Raw genomic sequence first — 24,089 nt, forward strand, 5'->3', positions numbered from 1 at the left:
CACCCCCGAGCGGCCCCTTTCAGGCCGTCACCCACAGGGTCCGCACACCGTTGCTGACGAAGGACGGCAGCGGCTCGTTCGTCCGCCCCTCGGCGAGCGCCAGCGAGGGGTGGCGCCCGAACAGGTGCCGCAGCGCCGTCTCCGCCTCCAGCCGGGCCAGCCCCGAGCCGAGGCAGAAGTGCGGGCCGTGGCCCAGCGAGAGGTGCCTGGAGGTACGGGACAGGTCGAAGCGGTCCGCGTCCGGGTGGTGCCCGCCGTCGCGCCCGGCCGCCGCGTACGAGGCCAGCAGCGCCTCGCCGCGCCGTACGAGCACCCCGCCGACCTCGATGTCCTCCATCGCGTAGCGCAGCGGGAACTGCCCGACGGGCGAGTCGTGGCGCAGGGTCTCCTCGACGGCCGCCGACCACGGCCGCGCGCCCTCCAGCAGCAGCCGCAGCTGGTCGGGGTGGGCGAGCAGGGCGCGGACCGCGTTGGTGATGAGGTTGAGCGTGGTCTCGTGCCCGGCTATCAGCATCAGCAGCAGGGTGCCGACGAGTTCGGCCTCGCTCAGCCGATCGCCGCTCTCCCGTACCGCGATCAGGGCGCTGGTCAGGTCGTCGCCCGGCTCGGCGCGCCTGGCCGCCACCACCGAGGCGAGCAGCGCGTTGAGGTCCCGCTGCGCGGCCACGGCCGCCTCGGGGGTGGCCGCGCTGGAGACCAGCGTGTCGCAGAGCGCGTGCAGTTCGTCCTGCTGATCCTCGGCGAAGCCGAGCAGTTCGCCGATCACCTGCATGGGCAGCGGGTAGGCGTAGCGCTCGCGCAGGTCGAACTCGCCCTCCAGACCGGCGATCCCGTCCAGCAGCGCGAGCGCCCGGGCCTCGATCGCGGGCGCCAGCGCGGCGATCCGGCGCGGGGTGAACGCCTGGCTGACGAGCCCGCGCAGCCGCCGGTGGTCCTCGCCGTCCGCGGTGACCATGCCCGGGACGGCGACGAAGTTGAGCAGCGGCCAGCCCTGCGGCAGCCGGCCCTCCCGGAAGGTCGTCCACAGCTGGGCGTTCTTGCCGATCCGGGGGTCGGCGAGCACCGACTGGAGGGTGTCGTGGTGCGTCACCGCCCAGACCACCACCCCGCCAGGGAGCTCCACCAGGACCGTGGGCCCGGCTGCCCGGAGTCGGGCGTTCTCGCCGTGCTGGTCGCGTCCGAAGGGGTCGAGCCGGATCGGTTCGGCGTCGCGGGCGGCTGCGGAGCGGCCGGGGGCGGTGTCCATGCGGATCTCTCCGGTGCAGGGGGGCGGGGCGGGGTGAAGGCGCTGTAGAGCACCGGCAGGGCGGTCAGCGCCCGCGACCACGGGGAGGGGCGCCAGGTCAGGTCGTGGGCGGGGACGGCGAGCTGGAGGTCCGGCAGCCGGTGCAGCAGGGTCTCGACGGCGGTCTCGACGATGATCCGCGCCGGGTGCTGCGCCGGGCAGACGTGCTCGCCGGCGCCCCAGGCCAGGTGGGCCCGGTTGCCGCCGAGGGAGCCCTGCGCGGCGGAGGCGCCGCCGAGGACGGCCGGGTCGGCGTTGGCCGCGGCCAGGCCGAGCACCAGCATGTCGCCGGCGGCGATGTGCTGGCCGCCGAGCACGGTGTCGGCGGTGGCCCAGCGGCCGGGGAAGTTCTGCGTCGGCGGGTCGCGCCACAGCACCTCCTCCAGCGCGTCGGAGACGGTCAGCCGCCCGCCGGTGATGGTGGTGCGGAAGCGCCGGTCGGTGAGCAGCAGCCGCAGGGTGTTGCCGGTCCAGTTGATGGACGTCTCGTTGCCCGCGATCATCAGCACCACCAGGTGGTGCACCGCCTCCTCGTCGCTCAGCGCGGCCGGGTGGGCGAGCAGCCAGGAGGTGAGGTCGGCGCTGGGCGCGGCCCGGCGGCGGCGGACGAGGTCCACCAGGATCGCCTGGAACTCCTGGTTGGCGCGCACCGATTGGGGGCCGCTGTCCACGAGGTGGCTGATCAGCTCGATGAGCCGGGGCCCGGCCTGGGCGGGCAGCCCGAGGAGCTGGGTGAAGACCAGCAGGGGCAGCGTGCGGGCGTACTGGGCGATGAGGTCGGCGGTGCCGTCCGGGCCCCAGCCGTCGATGAGGCCGTTGGCGGCGGCCTCGGTGGTCTCGCGCAGCTGGTGGTGGTCGATCTGGGCGAGGGTGTCGGAGACGGCGGCGCGCAGTCGCTGGTGCTCGGCGCCGTCCAGGTTGAGCAGGGTGGGGCGCCAGGCCGTCATCGGCAGCAGCCGGGAGTCGGGGGCGAGGCGGCCCTCGGCGGGCACCCGCCAGTGCCGGGAGTCCTTGGAGAACAGGGTCTCGTTGCGGGTGAGTTCGAGCAGCTCGCCGTAGCCGAGGACGAGCCACGCCTCGACGCCGGGCTCCAGCTCGATCGGGGCGACCTGCCCGTGGCGCTCGCGCAGCCGCGCGTACAGGCCGTGCGGGTCGTCGGCGACGGCGGCGCCGTACAGCGGGGCCGGGCGCGGCGCCTGCCCGAAGTGGTGGTCGCCGTACGGGAGTCGGGCGCCGCGGGTGACGGGGCAGCCGGCGGCCTCGGGATCGGGCGGCGTCATGCCCTCAGCTCCAGCAGGGAGCTGCGGTGCAGGTGGTCCACGAAGTCGATCAGGAGGTCGTAGGACTGCCGGCGGTCGCGGGCGTCGCAGAAGAGCAGCGGCACGTCGGGCAGCACGTCCAGCGAGGCGCGCACCTCCTCCTCGGGGTAACTCGGCGTCCCGGGGAAGGTGTTGACGGCCACGGCGAAGGGGATGCGCTGCTCCTCCAGCCGTCCGAGCACCTCGAAGCTCTCGTCGGGCCGGCGCAGGTCGACCATCACGATGGCGCCGAGCGCGCCGCGCGAGAGGTCCTCCCACAGCGGCAGGAAGCGCTGCTGGCCGGGGGTGCCGAACAGGTAGAGCGCCAGGCGGGAGTTGAGGGTGATCCGGCCGAAGTCCAGGGCGACGGTGGTGCTGGTCTTGCCGTCCAGTCCGGTCAGGTCGTCGACGCCGGTGCTGGCGGCGGTCATGGTCTCCTCGGTGCGCAGCGGGGCGATCTCGCTGAGCGAGCCGACCAGGGTGGTCTTGCCCACCCCGAACGGCCCGGTGACGAGGATCTTCACCGAGCCCCGCACCGAGGAGGGCAGGTACTGCGGCCCGGCGTCGGCGGAGTCGACGTCAGCGGAGTTGGCGGAGCCCAACGAGCACCTCCTCCAGGAGGGTGGTGGGCAGGCGCTCGGCCTGCGGGACGGGCGGGAGGACCTGCACGGCGCCCAGGTCCCAGAGGTCGCCGACCAGCACCTTGACCACGCCGAGCGGCAGCCCCAGGTGGGCCGCCACCTCGGCGACGGACAGCAGGCTGTGGCAGAGCGCCACGATGCGCCGGTGCTCCCGGTTGAGCAGCACGTGCTGGGGCAGCTCCGGCGGGTGCGGTAACGCGCTGACGAGGCTCTCCACGGCCAGGTCGGTCCGGGTGGGCCGGCTGCGGCCCCCGGTGATGACGTACGGCCGTACGGGACCGCTCACCGCAGGCCCTGCGCCGCGTGGTCGAAGCGCGGGGGACTGGTCAGGTGGGCGCCGATCCGCTCGACGAGCATCTGCATCTGGTAGGCGACCAGCCCGGCGTCGACCGCCTCGCCGGTGACCACGGCCAGGTGCGCGCCGGCTCCGGCGGCGACGATGAACAGGTAGCCGCCGCCGTACTCGACGATGATCTGCCGGGTGGCGCTGTCCGGTCCGCCGAAGCCCACCGCGACGCCCCGGGCCAGTGACTGGAGGCCGGAACAGGCGGCGGCGAGCCGCTCGGCGTCCTCGCGGGCGATCTCGGCGCTGCGGCCGATCTCCAGGCCGTCGCTGGAGACGACGACGGCGTGCTGGACCTGCGGCACGGCGATGATGTCGGCGAGCAGCCAACCGAGGTCAGGGGCGGTGGTCATGGAACTCTCCGGGCTGGGGAAGTCGGGGGGAAGCGGACAGGGAAGGGTCGTTCTGCTCCAGGGCCCGGGCGCGGGCGGCCGTGCGGCCGCTGGCCGTCCCGGCCTGGAACATCGCCATGAACGCCTGCGCGTCCCGGGCCGAGCGGTGCGGCGGCGCGGGCGGCGGTGGGGGAGCGGCGTGCTGGGCGGTGCGGCCCGCGCGGGGGCGCCGGTGGCTCCGGCGAGGCAGCGGGGGCGGGGTGCCGTCGGCCGTGGGGGTGGGGCCGGGCGGCGGGGTCTCCACCAGCGGGTGACCGGTGAAGTGGCCTGAGGGGGTGCCGGTCTGGGGCACGGCGCCGAAGGCGGGTCCGGAGGGGCCGAGGCCCGGGACGGTCGGCGGCAGCGGCTCGGTGAGCAGCGCGTTGGGCAGCAGCACGACCACCCGCACCCCGCCGTACGGGGAGGGCGCCGAGCTGAGCGTGACGCGGAAGCCGTACTGCTCGGCGAGCCGGCCGACGGCGGCCAGGCCCAACTGCGGGACCTCGCCGAGCCGGGAGACCTCCAGGGTGCTGCCCCCGGACAGGGCGGCGGACGCCTTGGCGACGGCCTGCTCGGGCATGCCGACGCCGCAGTCGTCGATCTCGATCACGGCGCCGTTGTGCACCGGTACGAGGGTCACGTACACCTGCGTGCTGGGCGGGGAGTAGCGGGTGGCGTTGTCCAGCAGTTCGGCGGTGGCGTGGATCAGCGCCTCGGCGGCGGCGCCGATGACGGCGGACTCGATGCGGCTGCGCAGCACCACCCGCTGGAACGGGAGGATGCGGGACTGCGCGCCGCGCACCACGTCCTCCAGGGCGATGGGTTCGGGCCAGTTGCGCCCGGCGCGGGCGCCGCAGAGTACGGCCAGGGTCTGGGCGAGGCGGGCCTGTTGGGCGGCGGCGTGGTCGGCCTTGAGCAGGCCCTCCAGCAGGACGGGGTCGTCGTGGGTGCGCTCCATCTCGTCGAGCAGGGCCTGCTGGTCGTGGGCCATGACGAGGATGCGGCGGGCGACGCTGAGGAAGGCCCGCTGGGTGGAGGCGGTGAGTTCGTGCTCGTGCTGGACGACGGCCAGTTCGGTGTCGCGGCGTTCCTGTTCGAGGGCGAGCTGCTCCCGGGCCTCGTGCAGCTCGCGCCGGAGCCGGTCGGCCCGGCGGCGGTGGGTGACGGACACGGCCCGGTACCGCGCGGCGGTCACGAGGGCGAGGACGGCGAGGACGCCGGTTGCCGTTGCGCACCACTGAGTCATCGTCACGCCGCGAATTCTAGGGCGATGATCCTACGAAGGTGTGAACAGATCTCGCCAAGTGACTGGATCTCGTCAAAATCCGGCAACGTGGCGTCAATTCGGCCTGGTTCGAACGCGATCCTAGGGCAGGAGTACTGGCCGGTCCAGACCTCGTGGGTGCCTGCGGCGCCCCGTGATCGGCCGATTCACGACCCCGGATGTGTGGAATTCGTGTGCAGGCTGTCGGGAAGCGACGGCGCCCGGTGCAGGAGCAGCAGCGCCACGTCGTCCGGCCGGGACCGCCGCTCGGTCACGTTCAGCGTCAGCAGGTCGGCCAGGCGCTCCAGCGCGGCCGCCGACCCGATCCTCCCCGGCCCCGCCTGGCGGGCCCACAGCTCCAGCCCGCCGAGCATCCGCTGCACCGACTCGTCGTAGTCCTCCTCGCGGTCCTCCACCAGCCCGTCGGTGTACGCCAGCAGCGTCTCGCCGACCCCCAGGTGCTCCACCGCCAGCGGGTACGGCTGCCCGGGCTCCACGCCCAGCGGCGGCCCGCCCGGCAGCGCCAGCTCGACGGCCTCGGCGTCCCCGGTGATCCGCACCGGCGGCGGGTGGCCGGCGCGGGCCGCCGTCAGGGTGCCGTCCGCCGGGTCCAGGGTGAGGAAGAGGCAGGTCGCGAACAGGTCGGTGTCCAGCCCGGCCAGCAGCCGGCTCGTCCGCTCCAGCGCCGCCGCCGGGTCGTGCCCGTCCGTCGCGTACGCCCGCAGGCCGCTGCGGAGTTGGCCCATCACGGCGGTGGCCTCGGCGTTGTGGCCCTGCACGTCGCCGATCACCAGCCCGATCCGGCCGTCCGGCAGCCGCAGCAGGTCGTACCAGTCACCGCCGATCTGCATGCCCTCGGTGCTCGGCAGGTAGCGGGCGGCGCTGGCGATCCCGGGCAGCGCGGGCAGGGTGCGCGGCAGCATCGCGCGCTGCAGCTCGCCGGCGCGGTGGTGCTGGGTGTCGAACAGCCGGGCCCGCTCCAGGGACTGGGCGAGGATCCCGGCGAAGGCCGAGTACAGGGTGCGGTCCTCGCGGCTGAACGCGCGCTCGGTGGCGAAGGTGATCAGGCAGGAGCCGACCTGCCGCCCGGAGGCCACCAGCGGCAGCACCGCCCAGGCGGCCGGGGCGCCACCCGGCTTCGGGCCGGCCGGCTCGCTGAACAGCGGGGCCGAGCGGGTCAGCGCGTCCCGCATCACGCCCTCGGACAGGTCCGCCAGCCGGGTCAGCTCGGCTCGGCGCGGCCCGCCGTACACGGTGTGCGAGACGGGCAGCAGCCGGCCCTCGTCCACCAGGTCCAGCACGATGCTCGCGGCGCCGAACGCCGGGCGGGCCACGTCGGTGACGGCGGTGGTCACCTCCCGTACGGTCACCGCCCGGGACAGCGCCCGGGTGAGGGAGAGCAGCAGCGCCGTCCGCGCGCCGGCCGGCCCCGCCGCCGCGGCCTCCGGGCGCCGCACCTCGGAGAGCAGCCCGGCGATGCGCACCGGGCGGCCGTGGACGTCCAGCATCACCTCGCCGGACTCCTCGACGGGCGTCGCCCGGCCGCCCCGGCGCAGCATCCGGTAGCCGATCCGGTAGCGCCCGCCGGCCGCCAGCGCCTCGGCCAGCGCGGCCTGCACGTCGGGCAGGTCCTCGGGGTGGACGACCCGCTCCAGCTCCGGCGCCTCGCCGTCCGGGGCGACGGGCCGCCCGGCCAGGCGGAACGCCGCCTCGTCCCAGTAGCTCTCACCGGTGACGAGGTCGCGCTCGAAGGCGCCGTGCCCGGAGGCCCGGACGGCGAGCGACACCAGCGGATGCGCGGCGGCCGCGCCGTCGGGGGCCGGGAGCTTCAGGGTGCGCACGTCCGCGTGGTCCAGCAGATGGGCGAGGCGGTGGGCGCAGGCGTCGCCGATGGTCTCCAGCACGTCCAGGTCGCGGCGCGGCACCGTCCCCCGGTGGGCCAGCGCCAGGGCCAGCACCCCGACCGGCTGCTCGTCCACCACCATCGGAAGGGTCACCACGGCGACCATGCCGGTGCCCATCCCGGTGTTCCTGTTCGGGTAGTCGACGCTGGTGTGCTCGGGGCTCATCAGGTACGGGCGGCGCAGCCGCAGCGCCATCGCCGCCGGCAGGTCCCCGGCCGGGTCGACCACGCCGTAGCGCTCGTGCGCCCAGTCGGGCAGCCCGTGCGAGGCCGTCAGCCGCAGCATCCCGCCCGCGTCCACCAGGTAGAGGGCCGAGCCCTCCCCGGTGATCCACCCGGGCCCCTCGTCCAGGACCGTCCCCAGCAGCTCGGCCGCACTGCCGCACCCGAGCAGCAGCCGCACGCACCGCATCGCGCTGCGCGGGGTCGTCCGGATCGTCTCGTCGGTGGCGGGCTCGGCGGCGGGTTCGGTGGCGGGCTCGGCGGCGGGTTCGGCGGGGCGCACTGATTCTTCATACCCCATTTCGCCCACGCCCGACTCCCGCCCCACCGGCCCCGCGCGTCCCGGCCCGCCGACGGTTCGGCGGGGGCTCGGCGGGGGCTCAGCGGGGGTTCAGCGCGGCGCGGGCGCTCCGGGCCAGCCGCGCAGAGCGGTGGTGAGGGTGGTGATCAGGCGGTCGTGCGTGGTCGTCAGGTCCTCGGCCAGCTGGAAGGCGCCGGAGGTGGTCAGGGCGGCGAAGCCGTGCGCCATCGACCGCACCGTCCGGGCCGCGTGGATCGCCTCGGAGCCGTCGAGCCCGTACTCGCGCAGCACGGCGATGATCACCCCGACGAGCCGGCCCGCCGCCCGGGTGAGGTCCTCGTCGGGCTGGGGCGCCTGCGGGAGCGCGTGGTAGCGGTGCGGGTACGCGGTGGCGTACGCCTGGTACGCCCGCAGCACGGCCGCGACGGCGTCGTCCCCGCTGCGCCCGACGGCCGCCTCCGCGAGCCGGTCGGCGAGCTCCCCGGTGACGCGGACGGCGACCAGCCGCCGCAGTTCGGTCAGGCCGCCGCTGACGTGCTTGTACAGCGAGGGCGTCGCCACACCGGCCCGGGCGGCGACGGCGGCGAGGGTCAGCCCCTCCGCTCCCTGCTCGTCGATGAGGCCGAGGGCGTGGTCGACGACCTGCTCGGGGTTCAGTCCTACGCGGGGCATGGGGGTGTCTCTCTCCGTACGAAGGGGCGGGCGCGTGATCGGGCGCGTGATCGGGGTCGGGAGCGGGACCGGGTGCGGGCTCGCGGTGTCAGCCGCGCTCGGCGAGGAAGGGCAGCAAGGCCTCGGCGACGGCCTGCGGGTTGTCGGCCATCGGGTAGTGGCCCGACCCCTCGATCATCACCTTCTCCGCCCGCAGCGCCGCCGCCTGCCGCCCGGCGACGGCCGCCGGGTCGGGGAAGTCGGGGTCCTTGCTGCCCATCAGCACGATCGCCGGGCACCGCACCCCGGCCGCCCAGCCCACCGGCGCGGAGTCCCCGCCGACGTGCCCGCGGGTGGCGACCTTGCGGCCGGGGGTGCGCAGGGCGGCGACCAGCCCGTCCACGTACGCCTCGAAGTCGGCGGGCTTGGCGCCCGGGTAGGCCATCTTGCGGAGGTAGAAGCCCCAGGCGGCGGGCCAGTGGACGAGCATCGTGCCCATCACCTTCATGACGGCCTTCATCAGCCCGCTGGGCGGGTTCTCGACGAAGGCGTCGATCAGCGCGATCCCGGCGACCCGCCCGGGCGCGTCGAGGGCGGCGCGCACCACGGTGGCGCCCGTGTAGGACTGCCCGACCAGGACGGCCCGCTCGATGCCGAGGTGGTCGAGGAGGGCGAGGGCGTCCCCGGCGACCGCGGCGGGGGAGTAGTCGTCCCAGGCGATGCCGGACTCGCCGAAGCCGCGCAGGTCCATGGTGATCACCCGTCGGCCGGCGGCGGTGAGCAGCGGCCTGAGGTGGCGGTACGCGGTGCGGCTGTCGAGCATCCCGGGGAGCAGGAGGACGGGGAGGCCCTCGCCCTGCCGGGTGTCGTCGAAGGCGATCCGGCCGCCGGGGAGGTCGAGGTACTGGGTGGCGGGGGCGGTGGTGCCGTTCATGGGTTCTCTCCTCGGTCCGGTGCGGGGTGCTGCGCGGTGCTGCCGATAGCCATAAAGCTAAGGCTAATAGCCTTAGCTGTCAAGCTATCGGCGCCACGGATCGAGGATTCCCAGGTCGGGGCCCTGTCAGGCCCCCTGGAACGGATCGTGCTCCGCCAGCAGCTTCTCCAGCCGGGCCTGGTCCACCCGGGCGACGGTGTCGCCGGCCTCCTGTCGGTCCCGGATCACCTTCGCCAGCGTGAAGGCGGAGGTGACGGTGTAGAGCAGGCCCACGCCGAGGAAGGCGCGGACCCACCCCCCGACCGGCAGATAGGCGATCCCCGCGGCGAGGGCCGTGGCGGAGACGCCGAAGGACAGGACGGCCTGGACGTAGTACGCGGCCGTGGTGCGTGACTGCATCGGTGCGCTCATGGCGCCCAGCATGCGTGCGCTCCGGCCCTTGGCACATGAGTAGCGGTACTCAGTCGGGGCCGTGCAACGGGGGATCGTTCGTTGACGTCCCCTCACCCGCTTCCCGGTCGTCCCGGACGAACGGCTTGGAATCAGAGCCTCCTCGGATTAACGTTTGATAACGCAGCGCGGTCTTCAACGCCGTACCCAGACGGCACCGTGCGCCGTCGCCTAATCCCACCGGCCGGCCTTCGGGCAGGTCAGGGAGCCGGGGAACCACGTTCCTTGGGGTGAATCGGCGGGGCTCCGGCCCGGCCGTAGGAGACCTTCCTGCTCCGAACCCGTCAGCTAACCCGGTAGGCGCGAGGGAAGGAAAGGAGCGCGCCCCCGTGGCGTCGACGCACACCCCGGCACACCCGGCCGGCCCCGCAGCCGGTACCCAGCTGCTCGAACATCCCGGCCACGACGGCTTCGAGCCGGACGGCCCCCTCGCGGCCGAGACCGAGACCAACCGCCACCGGATGCCGCGTCAGACCCGCGGCGCCTCCCCGCTGCTCGGCGTCACCGCCGTCGCCGCCACCCTGGGTGCCACCGGCTTCGCCTCCGCGACCCCGGCCGCCGCCCCCGCCGTCGAGGCCCCCGACGAGACCCCCGTCGCCCTCGCCGCCGACCCCGGCCTCGCCCTCGCCGCGCGCATCCAGCAGCAGGCCGACAGCCAGCGCACCGCCGCCGAGGAGGGCGCCCGCCTCCAGGCCGCGAAGGAGGCGGAGGCCAAGGCCGCCGCCAAGGAGGCCGAGGCGAAGAAGGCCGCAGCCGAGGCCGAGGCCAAGAAGGCCGCCGCCCTCACCCTGCCGGTCTCCGACTACCGCCTCTCCGCCCACTACGGCCAGAGCGCCCGCTACTGGGCCCACCTGCACACGGGCCTGGATTTCGCCGCCGACACCGGCACCCCGGTCATGGCCATCGGCCAGGGCACCATCACCTCGGCCGGCTGGTCCGGCTCGTACGGCTACCGGATCGTCGAGACCCTGCCCGACGGCACCGAGATCTGGTACTGCCACCTCTCCTCGATCATCAAGGGCTCCGGCAGCGTCACCGGCGGCCAGCAGATCGGCAAGGTCGGCGCCACCGGCAACGTCACCGGCCCGCACCTGCACCTGGAGGTCCGCCCCGGCGGCGGCGCCCCGGTCGACCCGGAGACCTGGCTCGAGCAGCGGGGCCTCACCCCCTGACGGATCGCGGAAGGGCCCCGGCGCTCGCCGGGGCCCTTCTCGCACCGCTTCCGTCGTGGGACTACTCCAGTAGTGGCACTACTCGCGTAGTGCCACTACTCCTGTAGTTCCGCTTGGTCCGCCTGTTCCCCGGGTTCCGCAGGCACCTGCGCCAGGTACGCGTCGATCTCCTCCGGACCGGGCTCCGGCGCCAGCTCAGGGAACTCCTCGACCAGCAGCCGCGCCAGCCCCGGCACCGTCCACTCCCCGAACAGCTCCAGCGCCGCCCGGGCCGCCGCGTCCTCCAGCCCCTCGAAGTCCCCGGCCAGCTCCTCCGGCATCGGCCGGCCCAGCGCCGTCAGCTCGGCCAGGTTGCGGTAGCTGCGCCGCATCAGCCCGTGCTCCAGCAGCCGGCGTGCGCCGTCGGTGGCCATGCCCACGGACAGCGCCCGGGCCGGGCCCCAGCCCCGCTCGTCCGGCTCGTCCAGCCACCCGGCCTCGGCCAGCGCCTCGAACGCGGCGTGGCGCTCCTCCTCGCCCAGCTCGGCGAAGGCGCCCAGCCAGTCGCGCACGGCGGCCTCGTCGGACACGTCCACCCCGTGCGCGTGCAGCAGCAGGGCGTACAGCCGGGGCCAGGTCACCAGGTCGGCGCGGCGCAGCAGCCCCGCGGCGACCTCCCCCTGCCACTCGGCCTCGGCGTGCAGCCGCTCCTGGCGCTTGGCGTTGAGCCGCTTGGTCGCCCGCTGGTGGTCGACCAGCAGCCGTACGGCGTCGCCGTACGCCAGGGGGTCCGCCTCCGGCGCGGGTTGGACGTACAGGTGCAGCCGCTCGTACAGCAGGTGCTCCACCGCGTTCGAGGTCAGCTCGGGCCAGCCGTCGTGCATCCTGCCCTCGCCCAGCTCCAGCAGCGCCAGCACCGTCCGCAGCGGCTCCTCGGCCACCGGTGGGCGGTCCTGCCCGGCCGCCCAGGCGAGCAGGTCGGCGGCCCTGGTGCGCGGGGCGAGCCGCAGGTCTTCGTCGTTCATGCTCCGACGGTATCCGCGCGCGAGTAGGGTCGGCAGCCATGGTCCCCGTCCAGCTCACCGGCTCCCGCCTCGCCGTCCGCGAACACCACCACACCCCGGAGGAGGTGGAGGCGCTGTACGCGCTGTTCGGCGACCCGGAGGTCACCCGCCACCTGCCCTTCGGACCGCGGACGCCGGAGGACTGCGCCGACCAGCTGGAGCTGTACGTGGAGGAGGCCCTGACCGAGCCCCGGCGCGTCTACCGCCTCGCCGCCGCCCTGCGCGAGGACCCCGGGGCCGCACCGATCGGGCAGGGCTCGCTCTTCCTCGGCCGCCACCGCAGCGCCCACCTCGGCTACGCGCTGCGCCGCGACGCCTGGGGCCTGGGCTACGGCGGTGAGCTCGCCCGGCTGCTCTGCGGCCTCGCCTTCGGCCCGCTGGGCGTGCACCGGCTGGTCGCGGTGGTCGAGGTGGGCAACCCGGCCTCCTCGCGGGTGCTCACCCGGCTCGGGTTCCAGCTGGAGGGGCGGCTGCGGCACGACGTGTGCAAGGACGGGGTCTGGTCGGACGCGTTCCAGTACTCGCTGCTCGCCGACGAGTGGTAGGACGAGTGGTAGGGCGAGCGGCAGGACGAGCGGCAGCCGGCCCAGGGGGGTTAACCCCACCCCCGATCCGCCGGGCCTCCCGATGTTCCCCGGTGCCCCCGTTCGGCCAGACTGGTGGTCGTCAAGGAGTACGAACCACCGCGAAGGGCCGGGGGAACGGAACATGAGCAGCAGCCACGTCACGCAGGACGCCGAGTGGGACTTCGGCGGCTACGGCGACGACGCCGGCCCGCGCCCCGCCCGGGCCCGCCGCACCGAGGAGCCGCCGCCGTTCTGGCGGGCGCCGTTCTCCGCGCACTACTTCCGCGAGGTCGGCTACGCGCTCACCGGCCTGCCGGTGGCGATCGTGGGCTTCGCCGTCTCGATCACGCTGTTCTGCCTCGGCCTCGGCACGGCCGTCACCTGCCTCGGCCTGCCCGTCCTGGCCTCCCTGACCGTCGCGGCCCGGGGCCTCGGCCGGATGGAGCGGGCCCGGGTGCGCTCGATGCTCGGCGTGGACGTGCCCGGTCCGGCGCCGGTGCGCCCGACCCGGCCGGGCTTCTGGGGTTCCGTCACCGCGCGGCTGGCGGACGCGGCGGGCTGGAAGGCCGTGCTGCACCAGGTGGTGATGTTCCCCTGGGCGATCTTCCGCTTCGTGATCACCGTGGTGTTCCTGCTGCTCGGCTGGGCGATGACGCTCTACCCCGTCTACCACTGGGTCTTCCCGACCTACGTCGACTGGCCCGGGTACCGGGTCTACGACTTCACCGTCGACGGCGGGCACTACGAGTACTACGTCCAGTCGCCGGCGCAGATCGCGGCCGTCTCCGTGCTCGGCCTGCTGCTCGTGTTCCTCACGGCGCAGCTGGTGCGCGGCCTGACCAACGTGGACCGGGCCGCCGCCGAGGGCCTGCTCGGGCGCTGAACCGGCCCGGGGTCCTCCTGAGCTCTCCCGGGGTGCGGGCGGGGGCGGTGCGTGGTCCGATGGCCGCGTGGCCGCCCCCACTCGCACCCCGGACGTCCTGGTGACCTCCCGGCCCCTGGACGAGTACTGCGCCCTGTTCGACCTCACCCGGGCCGGCCTCGCCGCTCTCCCCGGCCCGCTGCTCGACTGCCCCGGCGGCGCCGCCGGACTGGCCGCCGAGGCCCGCGAACTCGGCTGCCGGGTGGTCGCCGCCGACCCGGCGTACGCCCTGCCGCCGCCCGTGGTCGCCGCCCACGCGCTGGCCGCCCGCTCCTCGATGGCCGCCGCCATGGCCGAGCGCCCGCACCTCTACCCGCCCCCGGGCCGCCCCGGGAGCTACCTGCGCAGCTGGGACCGCGCCCGCCGGCTGTTCACCGCCGACTCGGCCGACCACCCCCAGCGCTACGTGGCCGCCCTGCTGCCCCGGCTGCCCTTCGCGGACGGCACCTTCGCGCTCACCCTCAGCGGGTACCTGCTCTTCGCCTATCCCGAACTGTTCGGCCCCGAGCGGCAGTTGGCCGCCCTCGTCGAACTGGTCCGGGTGACCTCCCCGGAGGGCGAGGTGCGCGTCCAGCCGCTGCACGACGGGTACGGCCGCCGCTGCGGCCACCTCGACGGGCTGCGGTACGCGCTCGGCGAGCGCCGGATAGCCAGCGAGGTCCACCGCTTCCCGCGCCCCGGGGACGGCCGCACCCGCCAGGTCCTGGTCCTGCGCGCGGCCGACCACCGGGCGCGGGGCCTACGGGGCTGACGGGGCTGACGGCCCTGACGGCCCTGACGGCCCTGACGGGTTGGGGTCCTCGGCCGGTGCGGGCTGAGCAGGCTCCTGCCGGGGCTCGGTCCGCGCCTCGGGCTGGGCCGGGACCAGCGGCGGCACCGTCGGCAGCTGGGAGAGGATCTTCTCCGCCAGCCAGCTGCGGTCCGACCGGTACGGAATCCCCTCCGGGTCCATCAGTCGCCCGGCCACCGCGTCCCGCAGTCGGCGGGCGTCGGCCGCGGGCAGCCGGGAGAGCAGCCCCCGGGCGGCCAGCAGCGCGTGGTACTGCTCGAAGTCCGAACGCGGGTGCTCGATCGCCTCCAGCACGCTCGACAGGTCCGCCAGCGCCGGATCGCCCTGCATCAGCGCCAGCGCCTGGATGCGCCGGCCCTCCGAACCCTCGGCGAACAGCTGCCGCACCTGCTCGGCCGTCAGCGCCGAGCGCCGCGCCGTCGCCCTGACCTCGGCCACCACGCCGTCCGGCCCGTTCGGCCCGTTCGCCGCACCCGCCGAGGGCGGCAGCTGACCGGCCAGCGCGGCCGGCTGCTCCGCCGTGCCGCCGAGCAGGCCGAGCTGCTGCATCGCCCGTACCCGCAGGTCGTCCGCGCCGACCTTGTCGCCGTGGCGGTCGCGGTCCTGCCCGGCGAGGAAGAGGTCCAGCGCCTCGTCGGCGTCGGTCAGCGCCCGGGGCAGTGCCAGCCTGGTCACCAGCCAGCCCGCCAGGAAGCCGAGCACCACGAAGTACAGCACCAGGGCCGCCGCGAACGGCACCGCCGGGGCGCCCCCGCCGAGCGCGGGTGCCAGCGCCGTGCCCAGCTGGTGCAGCCGCTCGCCCAGCGAGCCCAGCTGCGTCAGCCCGACGCCCAGCAGCACCTTGGTGAGCCAGTCGGACACCTGCTCCAGATTGGTGTTCGGCGCGTACGAGCCGTGCGGCTCGTCCGAGCCGCCGCGCACCCGGGGCACCCCGAACAGGAAGCCCAGCGCGCCGCCGAGCACCGCCGAGGCCCCGGCCACCACCAGACCGCCGCCGACCGCCTGCCAGGGCTCGTCCCGGCCGAGCGCGAACATCAGCAGGCCCAGCAGGCCCGTCCCCGCGAGGACCCAGGCCGCGGCCCCCCTCGCCGTCCGCAGACCCGCCGCCCCGCTCCGCCGCGTCTTCGCCACCGCACACCCCCTGTGTCCACGCCGTTGCGCTCCGGATGGTAGCGCCGTCGTCCGGGTTCGGGAATGCAGACGGCCCGTGGGCTGCTCCTCATGCGCCGGCCCGTGCACTGGCCAGGCGCCGAGGCACCGGGGATGTACCGGTGAGCCCACGGGCCGGGTGACTGCTGTGGATTTCGCCTGCCGGAGGCCGAGGGCCTCACCCTGCGCAGGCAGGGGCGGCTCTAGCGAGCAGCCACCTCACGCATCCTGAAGGAACTCAACTCAGGATCACCTCCTTTCAGTGTGGGCTCACCATAGGCAGCCCCTCCGAGGGAGGGCAACGGATTTATCTTCGCCGGGGAATGCGAAAGGCCCGGAGGACGAGTCCTCCGGGCCTTCCTGCTACTGAGTAGCGGGGACAGGATTTGAACCTGCGACCTCTGGGTTATGAGCCCAGCGAGCTACCGAGCTGCTCCACCCCGCGTCGGTGAACACGACACTACGGGGAAGACGCCGAGAAGGGAAATCGGTTCTCCCGTCGCGTGCGGGGAACGCGAAAGGCCCGGAGGACGAGTCCTCCGGGCCTTCCTGCTACTGAGTAGCGGGGACAGGATTTGAACCTGCGACCTCTGGGTTATGAGCCCAGCGAGCTACCGAGCTGCTCCACCCCGCGTCGGTGAACACAACACTACGGGGAAGACGCCGAGAAGGGAAATCGGTTATCCGGGCCCCAGTCGGGGCCCCGCTCACGCCGGCTTCGCCGCCGGCCGGTGCCCCCGCCGGGAGGGGCCGCGGGAGGCCCGGGATCTCGCCCAGGCGGCGAAGCCGACCAGCGCGAGGAAGCAGGGCACCATCAGCACCCCGTAGACGACCAGGAAGCCGTCCGTGCCCAGGTCGGCGGCGGCGTTCCAGGTGCCGTGCAGCGCCATCGCCAGCAGCAGTCCGGCCGGCACCGCCAGCCGGGACAGCCAGCGCCGGCCGCTGGTCAGGGCGACGGCCAGGCCGATGCCCGTCAGCGCGGTGAACAGCGGGTGGGCGAAGGGGGAGAGCAGGGCGCGCAGCACGAAGGTCTGCACGGTGCCGTCGAAGTCGCGGATGCTGGGCCGGGTGCCGAGGCCGATGCTGTCCAGCCGCTGCCGCTGGTCGCTGGTGAAGGCCCGGCCGAGGTAGAGGGCGTTCTCGGTGAAGGCGAAGCCGCAGGCCGTCATCCCGCTGAGCACCACCCCGGCGGCCAGGGTGCGCGGCCGGGAGCGGCGGTGCCCGCCGTCGCCGGGCGGCTGCGCCGGGCTCAGGTACGGCAGCGGGCGCAGGTACGGGCGCAGGCGCAGCCCGGGGGCGCGGTCGGCCGGGTGGTGCCCTCCCGCGGCCTTCGGCCGGGGGGACCCCCATCCGCGGGGCCGGCGCGGGGCGGGGTGGCGGTGCAGCAGGGGTGCGCAGGGGCGGCCGGTGCGGCGGCCGTGGCAGCGCAGCCGCCGGCCGAGGGGGAGGAGCAGGACGAGCAGGGCGGTGGCCTTGGCGGTCTCCTCGATGAGCGGGGTGGCGATTCCGGGGCCGAGGAGTTCGCCCAGCGGGCCCTGGCGGTTGGCGAGGTGGCTGGCCGTCCAGTTGTTGGCCAGGATGGCGACGGTGGTGGCCGCGCAGGCGCCCCAGGCGAGGCAGAAGACGGTGTGCCGCAGCGGGACCCTGGCCGTCAGGTTGAGCCAGGCCAGGGCGCCGAGCACGAAGGGCAGCGGGACCATCGCCAGGCCGAGGCCGACGAAGAGGCCGAGCGTGCCGGTCTGCCGCTGGACGAGGTGGAGGATCAGTACTCCGCAGGCGGCCAGGGTCAGCACGGTGGTGGCGGTGACGGAGGAGAGCGCCGTCAGGCGGGTGCGCACCCCGGGCGGCGGGTGGGGCGCGGCGTCGGCCGGGGCGACGGCGGGCCGGGGCAACGGCCGCTCGGCTCGGCGCCCCCGGGGCCCCGGGATGGTCCGGGTGTCGCCGGTGCGCGGAGCCGTCGTCTGCGGTGCGTCGTCGGCGGCCCGGGCGGGTGCCCGGAGCCCGCCGCCGGACGGGCTGCCCATGCGGCTCAGGGTAGGCCACGGGGGCCGCCCGCCGGGAGGAGTCGGGACGAATCGTCCGTCCGGGTCATGGCCGGTGGTCCGTCCGGGTCAACCGCGCCCGTCCGGGCTCGCTCGTTCGTTCGATCCGGCCGAACAGGGCCCGGTGGGCCGGTGGTTCAGCGGCGGCGGAACAGCAGGTCGTGCACGACGTGGCCCTTGGCGATCCCGGCGCGCTCGAACTTGGTCACCGGGCGCCAGTCGGGACGCGGCGCGTAGCCGGGCACGCTGCCCTCGGGGTGCTCGGCGGGCTCCAGCCAGCCGGTGCCGTCGCCCTCGGGGTGCAGGTTCTCCAGCTCGGGGGAGGCGGAGAGCACCTCCAGCATCTGCTCCGCGTACGGCTCCCAGTCGGTGGCGCAGTGCACCAGGGCGCCGGGGGCGAGCCGGGGCAGGACGAGCTCCAGGAGGGAGGGCTGGACCAGGCGGCGCTTGTGGTGCTTGGGCTTGGGCCACGGGTCGGCGAAGTACACCCGCAGCCCAGCCAGCGAGGCGTCGGCGAGCATGTCGCGCAGCAGGATCACGGCGTCGCCGGCGGCCGTGCGGACGTTCTGCGAACCGTCCCGCTCCAGCAGGCCGATGAGGTTGCCGTGGCCGGGGGTGTGCACGTCGGCGGCGAGGATGCCCGCGGCCGGGTCGGCGGCGGCCATCGCGGCGGTGGTCTCGCCCATGCCGAAGCCGATCTCCAGGGTGACCGGCAGGCCCCCGAACAGCTCCCCCAGGTCCAGCGGGGTGCCGTCGATCGGGATGCCGTACTGCTCCCACCCGCGGTCGAGGGCGCCCGCCTGGGCGTTGGTCATCCGGCCCCGGCGCGGCTGGAAGCTGCGGATGCGGCGCTCGCGGTGCTGGGCCTCGGTGGCCTTGTGCGGGTACATCGGCGCGGGGTAGGCCGCGGGCGCGGCGGACAGCCGGGCGGACGGCGAGGGCTGGGGGATGGGGGCGGTGGCAGTCACAATCCCCCGAGTCTACGGGGCCGTCCGGGGCACCCGTCGGGGTGTGTGACGGGGCTCATCCCCGGTTCGGCGGCGCGGGCTCAGCGGTGCGGCGGCGCGGCTCAGCCGCCCGCCTCCAGGGCGGCGAGGGCCCGGCGGGCGACCTCCCGGCCGATGGGCAGCGAGGCCGTCGCGGCGGGGGAGGGGGCGTTGAGCACGTGCACGGTCCGGCGCGGGGAGCGCGCGTCCTCGGGGTCGAAGCCGGCGAAGGCGAAGTCGTCCAGCAGCGAGCCGTCCCGGGCCACGGCCTGGGCGCGGACCCCGGCGGTGGTGGGCACCAGGTCCTCGGCGGTCACGGCGGGCAGCAGGTGCTGGACGGCGGCGGTGAACGCCCGCTTGGACAGCGAGCGGTGCAGCTCGCCGACCTCGTAGCGCCAGTGCCGGCGCAGGATGCGCCAGGTGCCGGGGAAGGCGAGGGTGTCGGCCAGGTCGCGGGGGTGGATCGTGCGCCAGTCGTAGCCCTCGCGGGCCAGCGCGGGGACGGCGTTCGGGCCGACGTGGACGTCCCCGTGGATGCCCCGGGTGAGGTGCACGCCGAGGAAGGGGAAGGCCGGGTCGGGCACCGGGTAGACCAGGCCGTTCACCAGGTCCCGCCGCTTCTCGGTCAGTTCGTAGTACTCGCCGCGGAAGGGCACGATCCGCACCCCGGTGTCGTCCCCGGCCATCCGGGCGATCCGGTCGCTGTGCAGGCCCGCGCAGTTCACCAGCACCCCGGCGCGCAGCTCTCCGGCGTCCGTGGCCACCGTCACGCCGTCCCGGCGCCGGGCCACGGACCGCACCGCGCGCCCGGGCCGCAGCTCGGCCCCGGCCTCGCGGGCCAGCCGGGCGAAGGCCGAGGCCACGGCGGGGTAGTCGCAGATGCCGGTGCTGCCGATGTGCAGCCCGGCCACGCCGGTGACGTTCGGCTCGTAGTCGGCGATCCCGGCGCGGTCCAGCTCGAGGACGGGGATGCCGTTCGCCCGGCCGCGCTCGGCCAGCGTCGCCATCCGGGGCAGCTCGGCGGCGGAGGTCGCCACGATCAGCTTGCCGGTGACCTCGTGCGGGATGCCCTGCTCGCGGCAGAACTCCACCATCTCGGCGGCGCCGGCCACGGCGAAGCGGGCCTTGTACGAGCCGGGGCGGTAGTAGACGCCGCTGTGGATGACCCCGCTGTTGCGGCCGGTCTGGTGGGCGGCGAAGCCGTTCTCCTTCTCCAGCAGCGCCAGCCGCAGGCCCGGCCGGGCCCGCGTCAGCGCGTACGCCGTGGCCAGTCCGACGATCCCGCCACCCACGATCACGACATCGAACTCGCCCGCCACCGCTCGCTCCCGCCTGACGCCCGGCTGTTGTGTGCCGCCGATGCTGCCACGGGGGCGGGTGGGCGTCGAGGGTGCGTCGGGGCGCAGTCGGGGGCGGCAGTCGGGGCGCCGGGTGAGGCGCGTTCCCGCGCGCCGGTCGGCCCGTGAAGGCTCCGCCGCGCGGGGATGTGACGTACCGCCGGGTCAGATGACGTGCCGGTTGACGTGCCGGTTGACGTGCCGGTGCGGCAGGTGGCGGTCGGCTCGTCGCCGACCACCCCTGCCGCGTGGCGGCGCACCTGGCCCCCCGACCCGGTGCGCCGCCGTCCCCCCCCCTCGCCCGGCCGCGGTGTGGTGTGCTCGGCCCCCCGGCCGCGCACGCCACACCCTCCCCCCGGCCGAGGCCCGGTGTGCCGCGTCGAGCCCCCCGGCCCTCGTGCGGCACACCGCCCCTGGTGGTCTACTCCTGGGCCTCCCAGGGCCAGCCGGTGTCCTCCCCCGCCTCCAGCAGGGGGATCAGCCGGAAGGCCGCGTCGCTCAGGCCGCCGAAGGTGTGCCGGTTGGCCACACCGCTGGGGCCGTGGCCGGTGGCGTAGCCCGCGAGGTTCCAGGTGTAGACCGGCACGTGGGCCGGGACGGCCGCGAGCGGGTCGCGGCCTCCCCGCACCCAGGAGGTCTGCTCGTCGGTGACGACGACCACCCGGCCGTGCCCCCGGTAGTGCTCGCGGACGGCCTGCGCGGTGTTCGTGCCCCCGAGGTCGGAGAAGCGGTCCAGCACCCGCAGCACCGACTCCCCGGGGCCGACCTCGACGGTCCTGCTCGACGTCCCGAACTCGACCAGGTCGGCCTTCTCCGCCCGGACCTTCAGCGCGGTGCCGAAGATCGCCGCCGAGTCGGCCCGGTTGAGCTGGGTCTGCGCGCTCGGCCGGTCGAACATCGAGCCGGAGCGGTCGACCAGGATCAGCGTGCGGCCCGGCAGTGCGGGCACGTTGGCGAGCGAGTGGGCGAGCGCCTTCTCCAGCGCGTGCCCCCACCGCAGCGAGGGCGCGTGCCGGTAGGCGGCCAGGTACCGGAAGGGGAACTGGCGCGAGCGCCGGACCTCGCCCTTGTCGGATATCCGCCGGGCCACCGCCTCCGCGACCTCGTCCGAGACTCCGGCCTGGTCGAAGTTGCGCAGGTTCCGCACCAGGGCCATCGGGCCCATGGACGGGATGACCGCCTCCCAGACGGCCGCGTCCATCGGCCCCTGCAGCCAGCCCGCCAGGGCCTCCCAGGTCAGCCCGGCCGCGGCCAGCCGCTCGGCACCGCCGGGCGACGTCACGGCCGCCCGCCGCTCCTCGACGGGCAGCGCGAGCAGCTCACGGTTGGCCGTCAGCATCGCGTCCGCCGCCGGGGGCAGCGCTTCGCTCGGCCGGTGCCGCCGGTCCAGCGCGTACCGGAACAGCGGGCCCTGCCACGCCTTGTGCGGGTGCGGCGACGGGTGCGTCAGCTCCAGGACGTCGCCGAAGCGGTAGTCCTTGCCCGCGGTGTCGTACTTGAGCAGCGCCCGGGCGTCGTAGAGCTGCTGGACCGCGTCCGCGACACCGCGCTTGACCGGCTTGGGCAGCGCCCGGCCGTAGCGCGAGGTCCAGTACGCGAGCAGCTCACCCGGCTCGTCCGGGCGGCGCAGCACGGCGGCGACGGCCTGCCGCGACCAGCCGGGCTCGCCCGCGTCCAGTCGGGCCCGGGTGAACTCGGCGGCGCCGACCAGCGCGGCGGTGCGCATCTGCGCGTCGTAGCGCAGCCAGCGCAGCAGCTTGAACGTCCACTCGGGATCGCTGACGGCGAGCTCGCGCACCAGCGCGGTGTACCGGTCGTCGCGGTCGCCGCCCCGCTCGTGGAAGGAGTGCTGCCCGACCATGTTGGCCACGGCGAGCAGGAAGAGTTCGGACCGGGCGTCCCGGACGTGCCCGGCACCGCCGTTGGCGTTGACGACGACGCGACCGGTGGTGGCCACGGCCGAGACCGGGCCTGCCGGGGCCTTCTTCTTGCGGAGATTGAACCTGGACATGCTGCAGCCCCCCTCGGCCTGCGGATTTTCGCGACGGGAGGGAGGCATGCTGCGGTCAGGGGTGCCCGCATGCGAGCCACCCGTGAAACGCCTTTGCCTCCCGAGATCAAGGGAATCGGCCGCGGTTGTTTTGGTTTGCTTCAACGCGCCCCATGGGGGCACTCCACAGAAGTAACCGCTGCCTTCGCACCGGGAAGTGCGGACGAACTATTGACGTGTAGGTGTCCAGAGTTCGAAAGCGGCTGAGGTAACAAGCTGCTCTACCAACTGAGCTACACCGACCCGAAGTCGGTGACGGGACTCGAACCCGCGACACACCCAATCGAAGTGGAAGTAACCTCTGCCTGCGCACCTGGACGAGAGAGACCTTATCCGGGCCTCTCTCGAAGGTGCATCCGAATTACCGGCAGACGCGCGCCCCTCACGCCGGCGCGACGATCACCGCGCGCGCCCGTTCCGTCAACTCCCGTACGCGGCGCTCACCCTGGAAGGGTTCCAGCCGGCGCAGCATCTCCACCACGTACTCCCGGCTGCGCTGCGAGGAGATCCTTCCGGCCACCTCGACGGCCCGCTCCCCGGCGGCCACGGCCGCCTCCAGGTCGCCCGCCTCCGCCTCGGCCATCGCCGAGACCACCAGCCGCAGCCCGTGCGAGCGGACGAAGCCCTCGGTGGGCGTGGCCAGCGCCTCGCGGGTGAACTGCCGGACCTTGGAGGGCACCCCGAGGTCGCGGAAGCACTCCGCGGCGTCGGCGGCGAGGCGGTCGTAGGCGTAGAAGTCGATCCAGGCCGGATCCGGGTCACCGGCGCGGGCCCGCTCGAGTGCGCTCTCCGCAGCCCCGAGCGCCGTCGCGCACGCCGCCGCGTTGCGGGCCTTGGCCTGGGCCCGTGCCTCCACCAGGTGGAAGAAGCTCATCGTCCGGGCGGTGGCCAGTCCCCGGTTGCGCTCCAGCGCGGCCTGCGCGAGGTCGACGGCCTCCTCCGCGAAGCCCCGGTAGCCGGCCTGCAGGCTCATCGAGGCCAGCACGTACCCGCCGAGCGGCACGTCGGCGGCGGCCCGGGCGAGTCGCAGGGCCTGGATGTAGTACCGCTGGGCGGCCTCGTGCTGCCCGGTGTCGAAGGCCATCCACCCGGCCAGCCTGGTCAGTTCGGCGGTCGCGCCGAACAGCGCCCGGCCGACGGCGTCGCTGTACGAGGCGAGCAGCAGCGGCGCCGCCTCCACCCGCAGGCACTCCGGGACCATCGACGAACGCCAGTCCCCGCCGCCGTACTTGGAGTCCCAGCGGCGGGCCTCCTGGGCCGCCTCGCGCAGCTTCGCCGCGTCCGAGTGGCCGACCCGGTACGAGGAGCTCTCGCTGGGGGAGCGCGGCACCTCGCGGGCCACCGAGCCGTCCGCCGGGTTGATCAGCCAGCGGGAGACGGGCGTCGCGTACGCGGCGACGGAGAAGGTCCCGGCCAGGCTGTCGCTCCACCGCCCGCCGCCGGGGCCGCGCCGCAGGTCGAGGTCGACCCGCCACAGGTCGGTGGCCGAGCGGACGGCGTCGGCCACCTCGCGCGGGAAGGCCAGGCCGAGTTCGGGCGCCGGGTCGGTGTCGCCCAGGCCGATCTCCTCCAGCGGCACCGGGCGGCCGAGCTTGCCGCCGATCGCCGTGGCGATCAGGTGCGGGACGGGCCCCTGCGGGACCATGCCCTTGCTGACCCAGCGGGCGACGGAGGTCTTGTCGTAGCGCAGGGTCAACCCGCGCTGCGCGCCGAGGTCGTTGACCCTGCGGGCGAGTCCGGCGTTGCTGATCTGGGCGAGGGACAGGAGCGTGCCGAGCCGTTCGTTCGGTCCTCGTGGGCTGATGGTCATGGTGGCGGCTGCACCTCCTGCGGCCTTGTGCGCGGGGCCCGGGCGGCACCGGGCCGTAGCTGCTGTACCTAGAGTAGTCGGACGCGTTCCGAGGGTTAAGAGGTCGCATTCCGGATGGCGGGATCGCGTGCCCGGCCCATCATGCCGTGGTGGGGCGGGAGTTGGTCCGGACCACTCGTTTCCGGCCGGGTGCGCCGTGCGCCGGAGCCTCGTGCTCCGGTCCCGTGTCGATGTGCGCCCGGCCGTGCCCCCTGGCCCGACCGGCAGGTGGGCGATTCGCTGGTGGTCGTGGGTCGGCCCGCCGTCGAGGACCCGGCGGGCCGGGGGATGCCGCCGCCTCAATCCCCGCGGGCGGCAGCGGAGTCCGGGAGGGCATGCGGATGCCCTCCCGGACTGGGCGACGCCTTTCGGCCATCTCGCGATGCCCATGCCAAGGCGATCCCGGGGCGGCCCGGGCCTTGGAGGGGAAGGCCCGGCCCGCCCGCCGTGCGAGCGACTGCGACCGAACGCGACCGACTGCGACCGAAACGGAACCGGCGACACCGCGCCCCGGCCGCCC

General features: G+C 74.9%; 21 protein-coding genes, 2 tRNA genes and 1 riboswitch. Of the genes, 4 read left to right on the forward strand and 19 right to left on the reverse strand.

Annotation, left to right across the window (positions count from 1 at the left end; genetic code table 11):
- Positions 1–19: 19 nt before the first annotated feature.
- The 10 genes from ACIBCA_RS14730 to ACIBCA_RS14775 form a co-directional block, all read right to left on the reverse strand.
- Positions 20–1,090 (reverse strand): cytochrome P450, encoded by a 1,071-nt coding sequence (locus tag ACIBCA_RS14730; protein WP_396283242.1) that lies wholly within the window; start codon positions 1,088–1,090, stop codon positions 20–22.
- Complete coding sequence (locus tag ACIBCA_RS14735) at positions 1,087–2,565, reverse strand: cytochrome P450 (protein WP_396283243.1); 1,479 nt, start codon at positions 2,563–2,565, stop codon at positions 1,087–1,089. The genes ACIBCA_RS14730 and ACIBCA_RS14735 overlap by 4 nt, the downstream gene beginning before the upstream one ends.
- Complete coding sequence (locus ACIBCA_RS14740; protein ID WP_396283244.1) at positions 2,562–3,185, reverse strand: GTP-binding protein; 624 nt, start codon at positions 3,183–3,185, stop codon at positions 2,562–2,564. Before ACIBCA_RS14740 ends, ACIBCA_RS14735 begins: the two co-directional genes overlap by 4 nt.
- Positions 3,163–3,510, reverse strand: a complete 348-nt coding sequence (locus ACIBCA_RS14745; protein ID WP_396283245.1) for a DUF742 domain-containing protein — start codon at positions 3,508–3,510, stop codon at positions 3,163–3,165. The genes ACIBCA_RS14740 and ACIBCA_RS14745 overlap by 23 nt, the downstream gene beginning before the upstream one ends.
- Positions 3,507–3,920 (reverse strand): roadblock/LC7 domain-containing protein, encoded by a 414-nt coding sequence (locus ACIBCA_RS14750; RefSeq protein ID WP_031075938.1) that lies wholly within the window; start codon positions 3,918–3,920, stop codon positions 3,507–3,509. The genes ACIBCA_RS14745 and ACIBCA_RS14750 overlap by 4 nt, the downstream gene beginning before the upstream one ends.
- The gene (locus ACIBCA_RS14755; protein ID WP_396283279.1) at positions 3,904–5,184 is read right to left on the reverse strand and encodes a sensor histidine kinase; all 1,281 of its coding nucleotides are present in this window, start codon (positions 5,182–5,184) and stop codon (positions 3,904–3,906) included. The genes ACIBCA_RS14750 and ACIBCA_RS14755 overlap by 17 nt, the downstream gene beginning before the upstream one ends.
- Before the next feature lie 185 nt (positions 5,185–5,369).
- Positions 5,370–7,610 carry a SpoIIE family protein phosphatase gene (locus tag ACIBCA_RS14760; RefSeq protein WP_396283246.1) on the reverse strand — a complete coding sequence of 747 codons (2,241 nt, stop codon included), beginning with the start codon at positions 7,608–7,610 and terminating at the stop codon, positions 5,370–5,372.
- Positions 7,611–7,718: 108 nt separating this feature from the next.
- Positions 7,719–8,300, reverse strand: a complete 582-nt coding sequence (locus tag ACIBCA_RS14765; protein ID WP_396283247.1) for a TetR/AcrR family transcriptional regulator — start codon at positions 8,298–8,300, stop codon at positions 7,719–7,721.
- Between the two features lie 88 nt (positions 8,301–8,388).
- Positions 8,389–9,213 carry an alpha/beta fold hydrolase gene (locus tag ACIBCA_RS14770; protein ID WP_396283248.1) on the reverse strand — a complete coding sequence of 275 codons (825 nt, stop codon included), beginning with the start codon at positions 9,211–9,213 and terminating at the stop codon, positions 8,389–8,391.
- 126 nt (positions 9,214–9,339) lie between these two features.
- Positions 9,340–9,624 carry a YiaA/YiaB family inner membrane protein gene (locus tag ACIBCA_RS14775; RefSeq protein ID WP_267884082.1) on the reverse strand — a complete coding sequence of 95 codons (285 nt, stop codon included), beginning with the start codon at positions 9,622–9,624 and terminating at the stop codon, positions 9,340–9,342.
- Between the two features lie 197 nt (positions 9,625–9,821).
- A riboswitch (cyclic di-AMP (ydaO/yuaA leader) is annotated at positions 9,822–9,980 on the forward strand.
- Between the two features lie 12 nt (positions 9,981–9,992).
- Between ACIBCA_RS14775 and ACIBCA_RS14780 the strand changes: the two genes are divergently transcribed.
- Entirely contained in the window at positions 9,993–10,835 is an 843-nt protein-coding gene (locus tag ACIBCA_RS14780) for a M23 family metallopeptidase (protein WP_396283249.1), read from the forward strand.
- Positions 10,836–10,930: 95 nt separating this feature from the next.
- Here ACIBCA_RS14780 and ACIBCA_RS14785 read toward each other — a convergent pair whose 3' ends face one another.
- The gene (locus ACIBCA_RS14785; RefSeq protein WP_396283250.1) at positions 10,931–11,839 is read right to left on the reverse strand and encodes a hypothetical protein; all 909 of its coding nucleotides are present in this window, start codon (positions 11,837–11,839) and stop codon (positions 10,931–10,933) included.
- Between the two features lie 38 nt (positions 11,840–11,877).
- On the opposite strand from ACIBCA_RS14785, the gene ACIBCA_RS14790 reads away from it, so the two are divergent.
- The 3 genes from ACIBCA_RS14790 to ACIBCA_RS14800 all read left to right on the forward strand — a co-directional run bounded on the left by ACIBCA_RS14790 (position 11,878) and on the right by ACIBCA_RS14800 (position 14,117).
- Entirely contained in the window at positions 11,878–12,423 is a 546-nt protein-coding gene (locus tag ACIBCA_RS14790) for a GNAT family N-acetyltransferase (RefSeq protein WP_396283251.1), read from the forward strand.
- 163 nt (positions 12,424–12,586) lie between these two features.
- A complete protein-coding gene (locus ACIBCA_RS14795) occupies positions 12,587–13,327 on the forward strand; it encodes a sensor domain-containing protein (protein ID WP_396283252.1) in 741 nt (246 codons plus the stop codon).
- A 67-nt stretch (positions 13,328–13,394) separates the two neighbouring features.
- The gene (locus ACIBCA_RS14800; RefSeq protein WP_396283253.1) at positions 13,395–14,117 is read left to right on the forward strand and encodes a hypothetical protein; all 723 of its coding nucleotides are present in this window, start codon (positions 13,395–13,397) and stop codon (positions 14,115–14,117) included.
- Here ACIBCA_RS14800 and ACIBCA_RS14805 read toward each other — a convergent pair.
- The 8 genes from ACIBCA_RS14805 to ACIBCA_RS14840 form a co-directional block, all read right to left on the reverse strand.
- Positions 14,106–15,287 carry a hypothetical protein gene (locus tag ACIBCA_RS14805; protein WP_396283254.1) on the reverse strand — a complete coding sequence of 394 codons (1,182 nt, stop codon included), beginning with the start codon at positions 15,285–15,287 and terminating at the stop codon, positions 14,106–14,108. The genes ACIBCA_RS14800 and ACIBCA_RS14805 overlap by 12 nt on opposite strands.
- A 389-nt stretch (positions 15,288–15,676) precedes the next feature.
- Positions 15,677–15,750, reverse strand: a tRNA-Met gene (locus ACIBCA_RS14810).
- 115 nt (positions 15,751–15,865) lie between these two features.
- Positions 15,866–15,939: transfer RNA gene (locus ACIBCA_RS14815), tRNA-Met, on the reverse strand.
- A gap of 73 nt (positions 15,940–16,012) precedes the next feature.
- On the reverse strand, positions 16,013–17,329 hold the full coding sequence (locus ACIBCA_RS14820; RefSeq protein ID WP_396283255.1) for a PrsW family intramembrane metalloprotease: 1,317 nt from the start codon (positions 17,327–17,329) through the stop codon (positions 16,013–16,015).
- Between the two features lie 155 nt (positions 17,330–17,484).
- Positions 17,485–18,315 carry a tRNA (guanosine(46)-N7)-methyltransferase TrmB gene (trmB, locus tag ACIBCA_RS14825; RefSeq protein ID WP_396283256.1) on the reverse strand — a complete coding sequence of 277 codons (831 nt, stop codon included), beginning with the start codon at positions 18,313–18,315 and terminating at the stop codon, positions 17,485–17,487.
- A gap of 101 nt (positions 18,316–18,416) precedes the next feature.
- Positions 18,417–19,652 (reverse strand): L-2-hydroxyglutarate oxidase, encoded by a 1,236-nt coding sequence (gene lhgO, locus ACIBCA_RS14830; protein ID WP_396283257.1) that lies wholly within the window; start codon positions 19,650–19,652, stop codon positions 18,417–18,419.
- 439 nt (positions 19,653–20,091) lie between these two features.
- Positions 20,092–21,681, reverse strand: coding sequence for a TROVE domain-containing protein (locus ACIBCA_RS14835; RefSeq protein ID WP_396283258.1), 1,590 nt, complete (start codon positions 21,679–21,681; stop codon positions 20,092–20,094).
- 421 nt (positions 21,682–22,102) lie between these two features.
- Positions 22,103–23,530: an MFS transporter gene (locus ACIBCA_RS14840; RefSeq protein ID WP_396283259.1), complete on the reverse strand. Its 1,428-nt coding sequence runs from the start codon at positions 23,528–23,530 to the stop codon at positions 22,103–22,105.
- Positions 23,531–24,089: the final 559 nt, after the last annotated feature.

This window comes from Kitasatospora sp. NPDC051170 (assembly GCF_044455705.1).
Lineage (GTDB): Bacteria > Actinomycetota > Actinomycetes > Streptomycetales > Streptomycetaceae > Kitasatospora.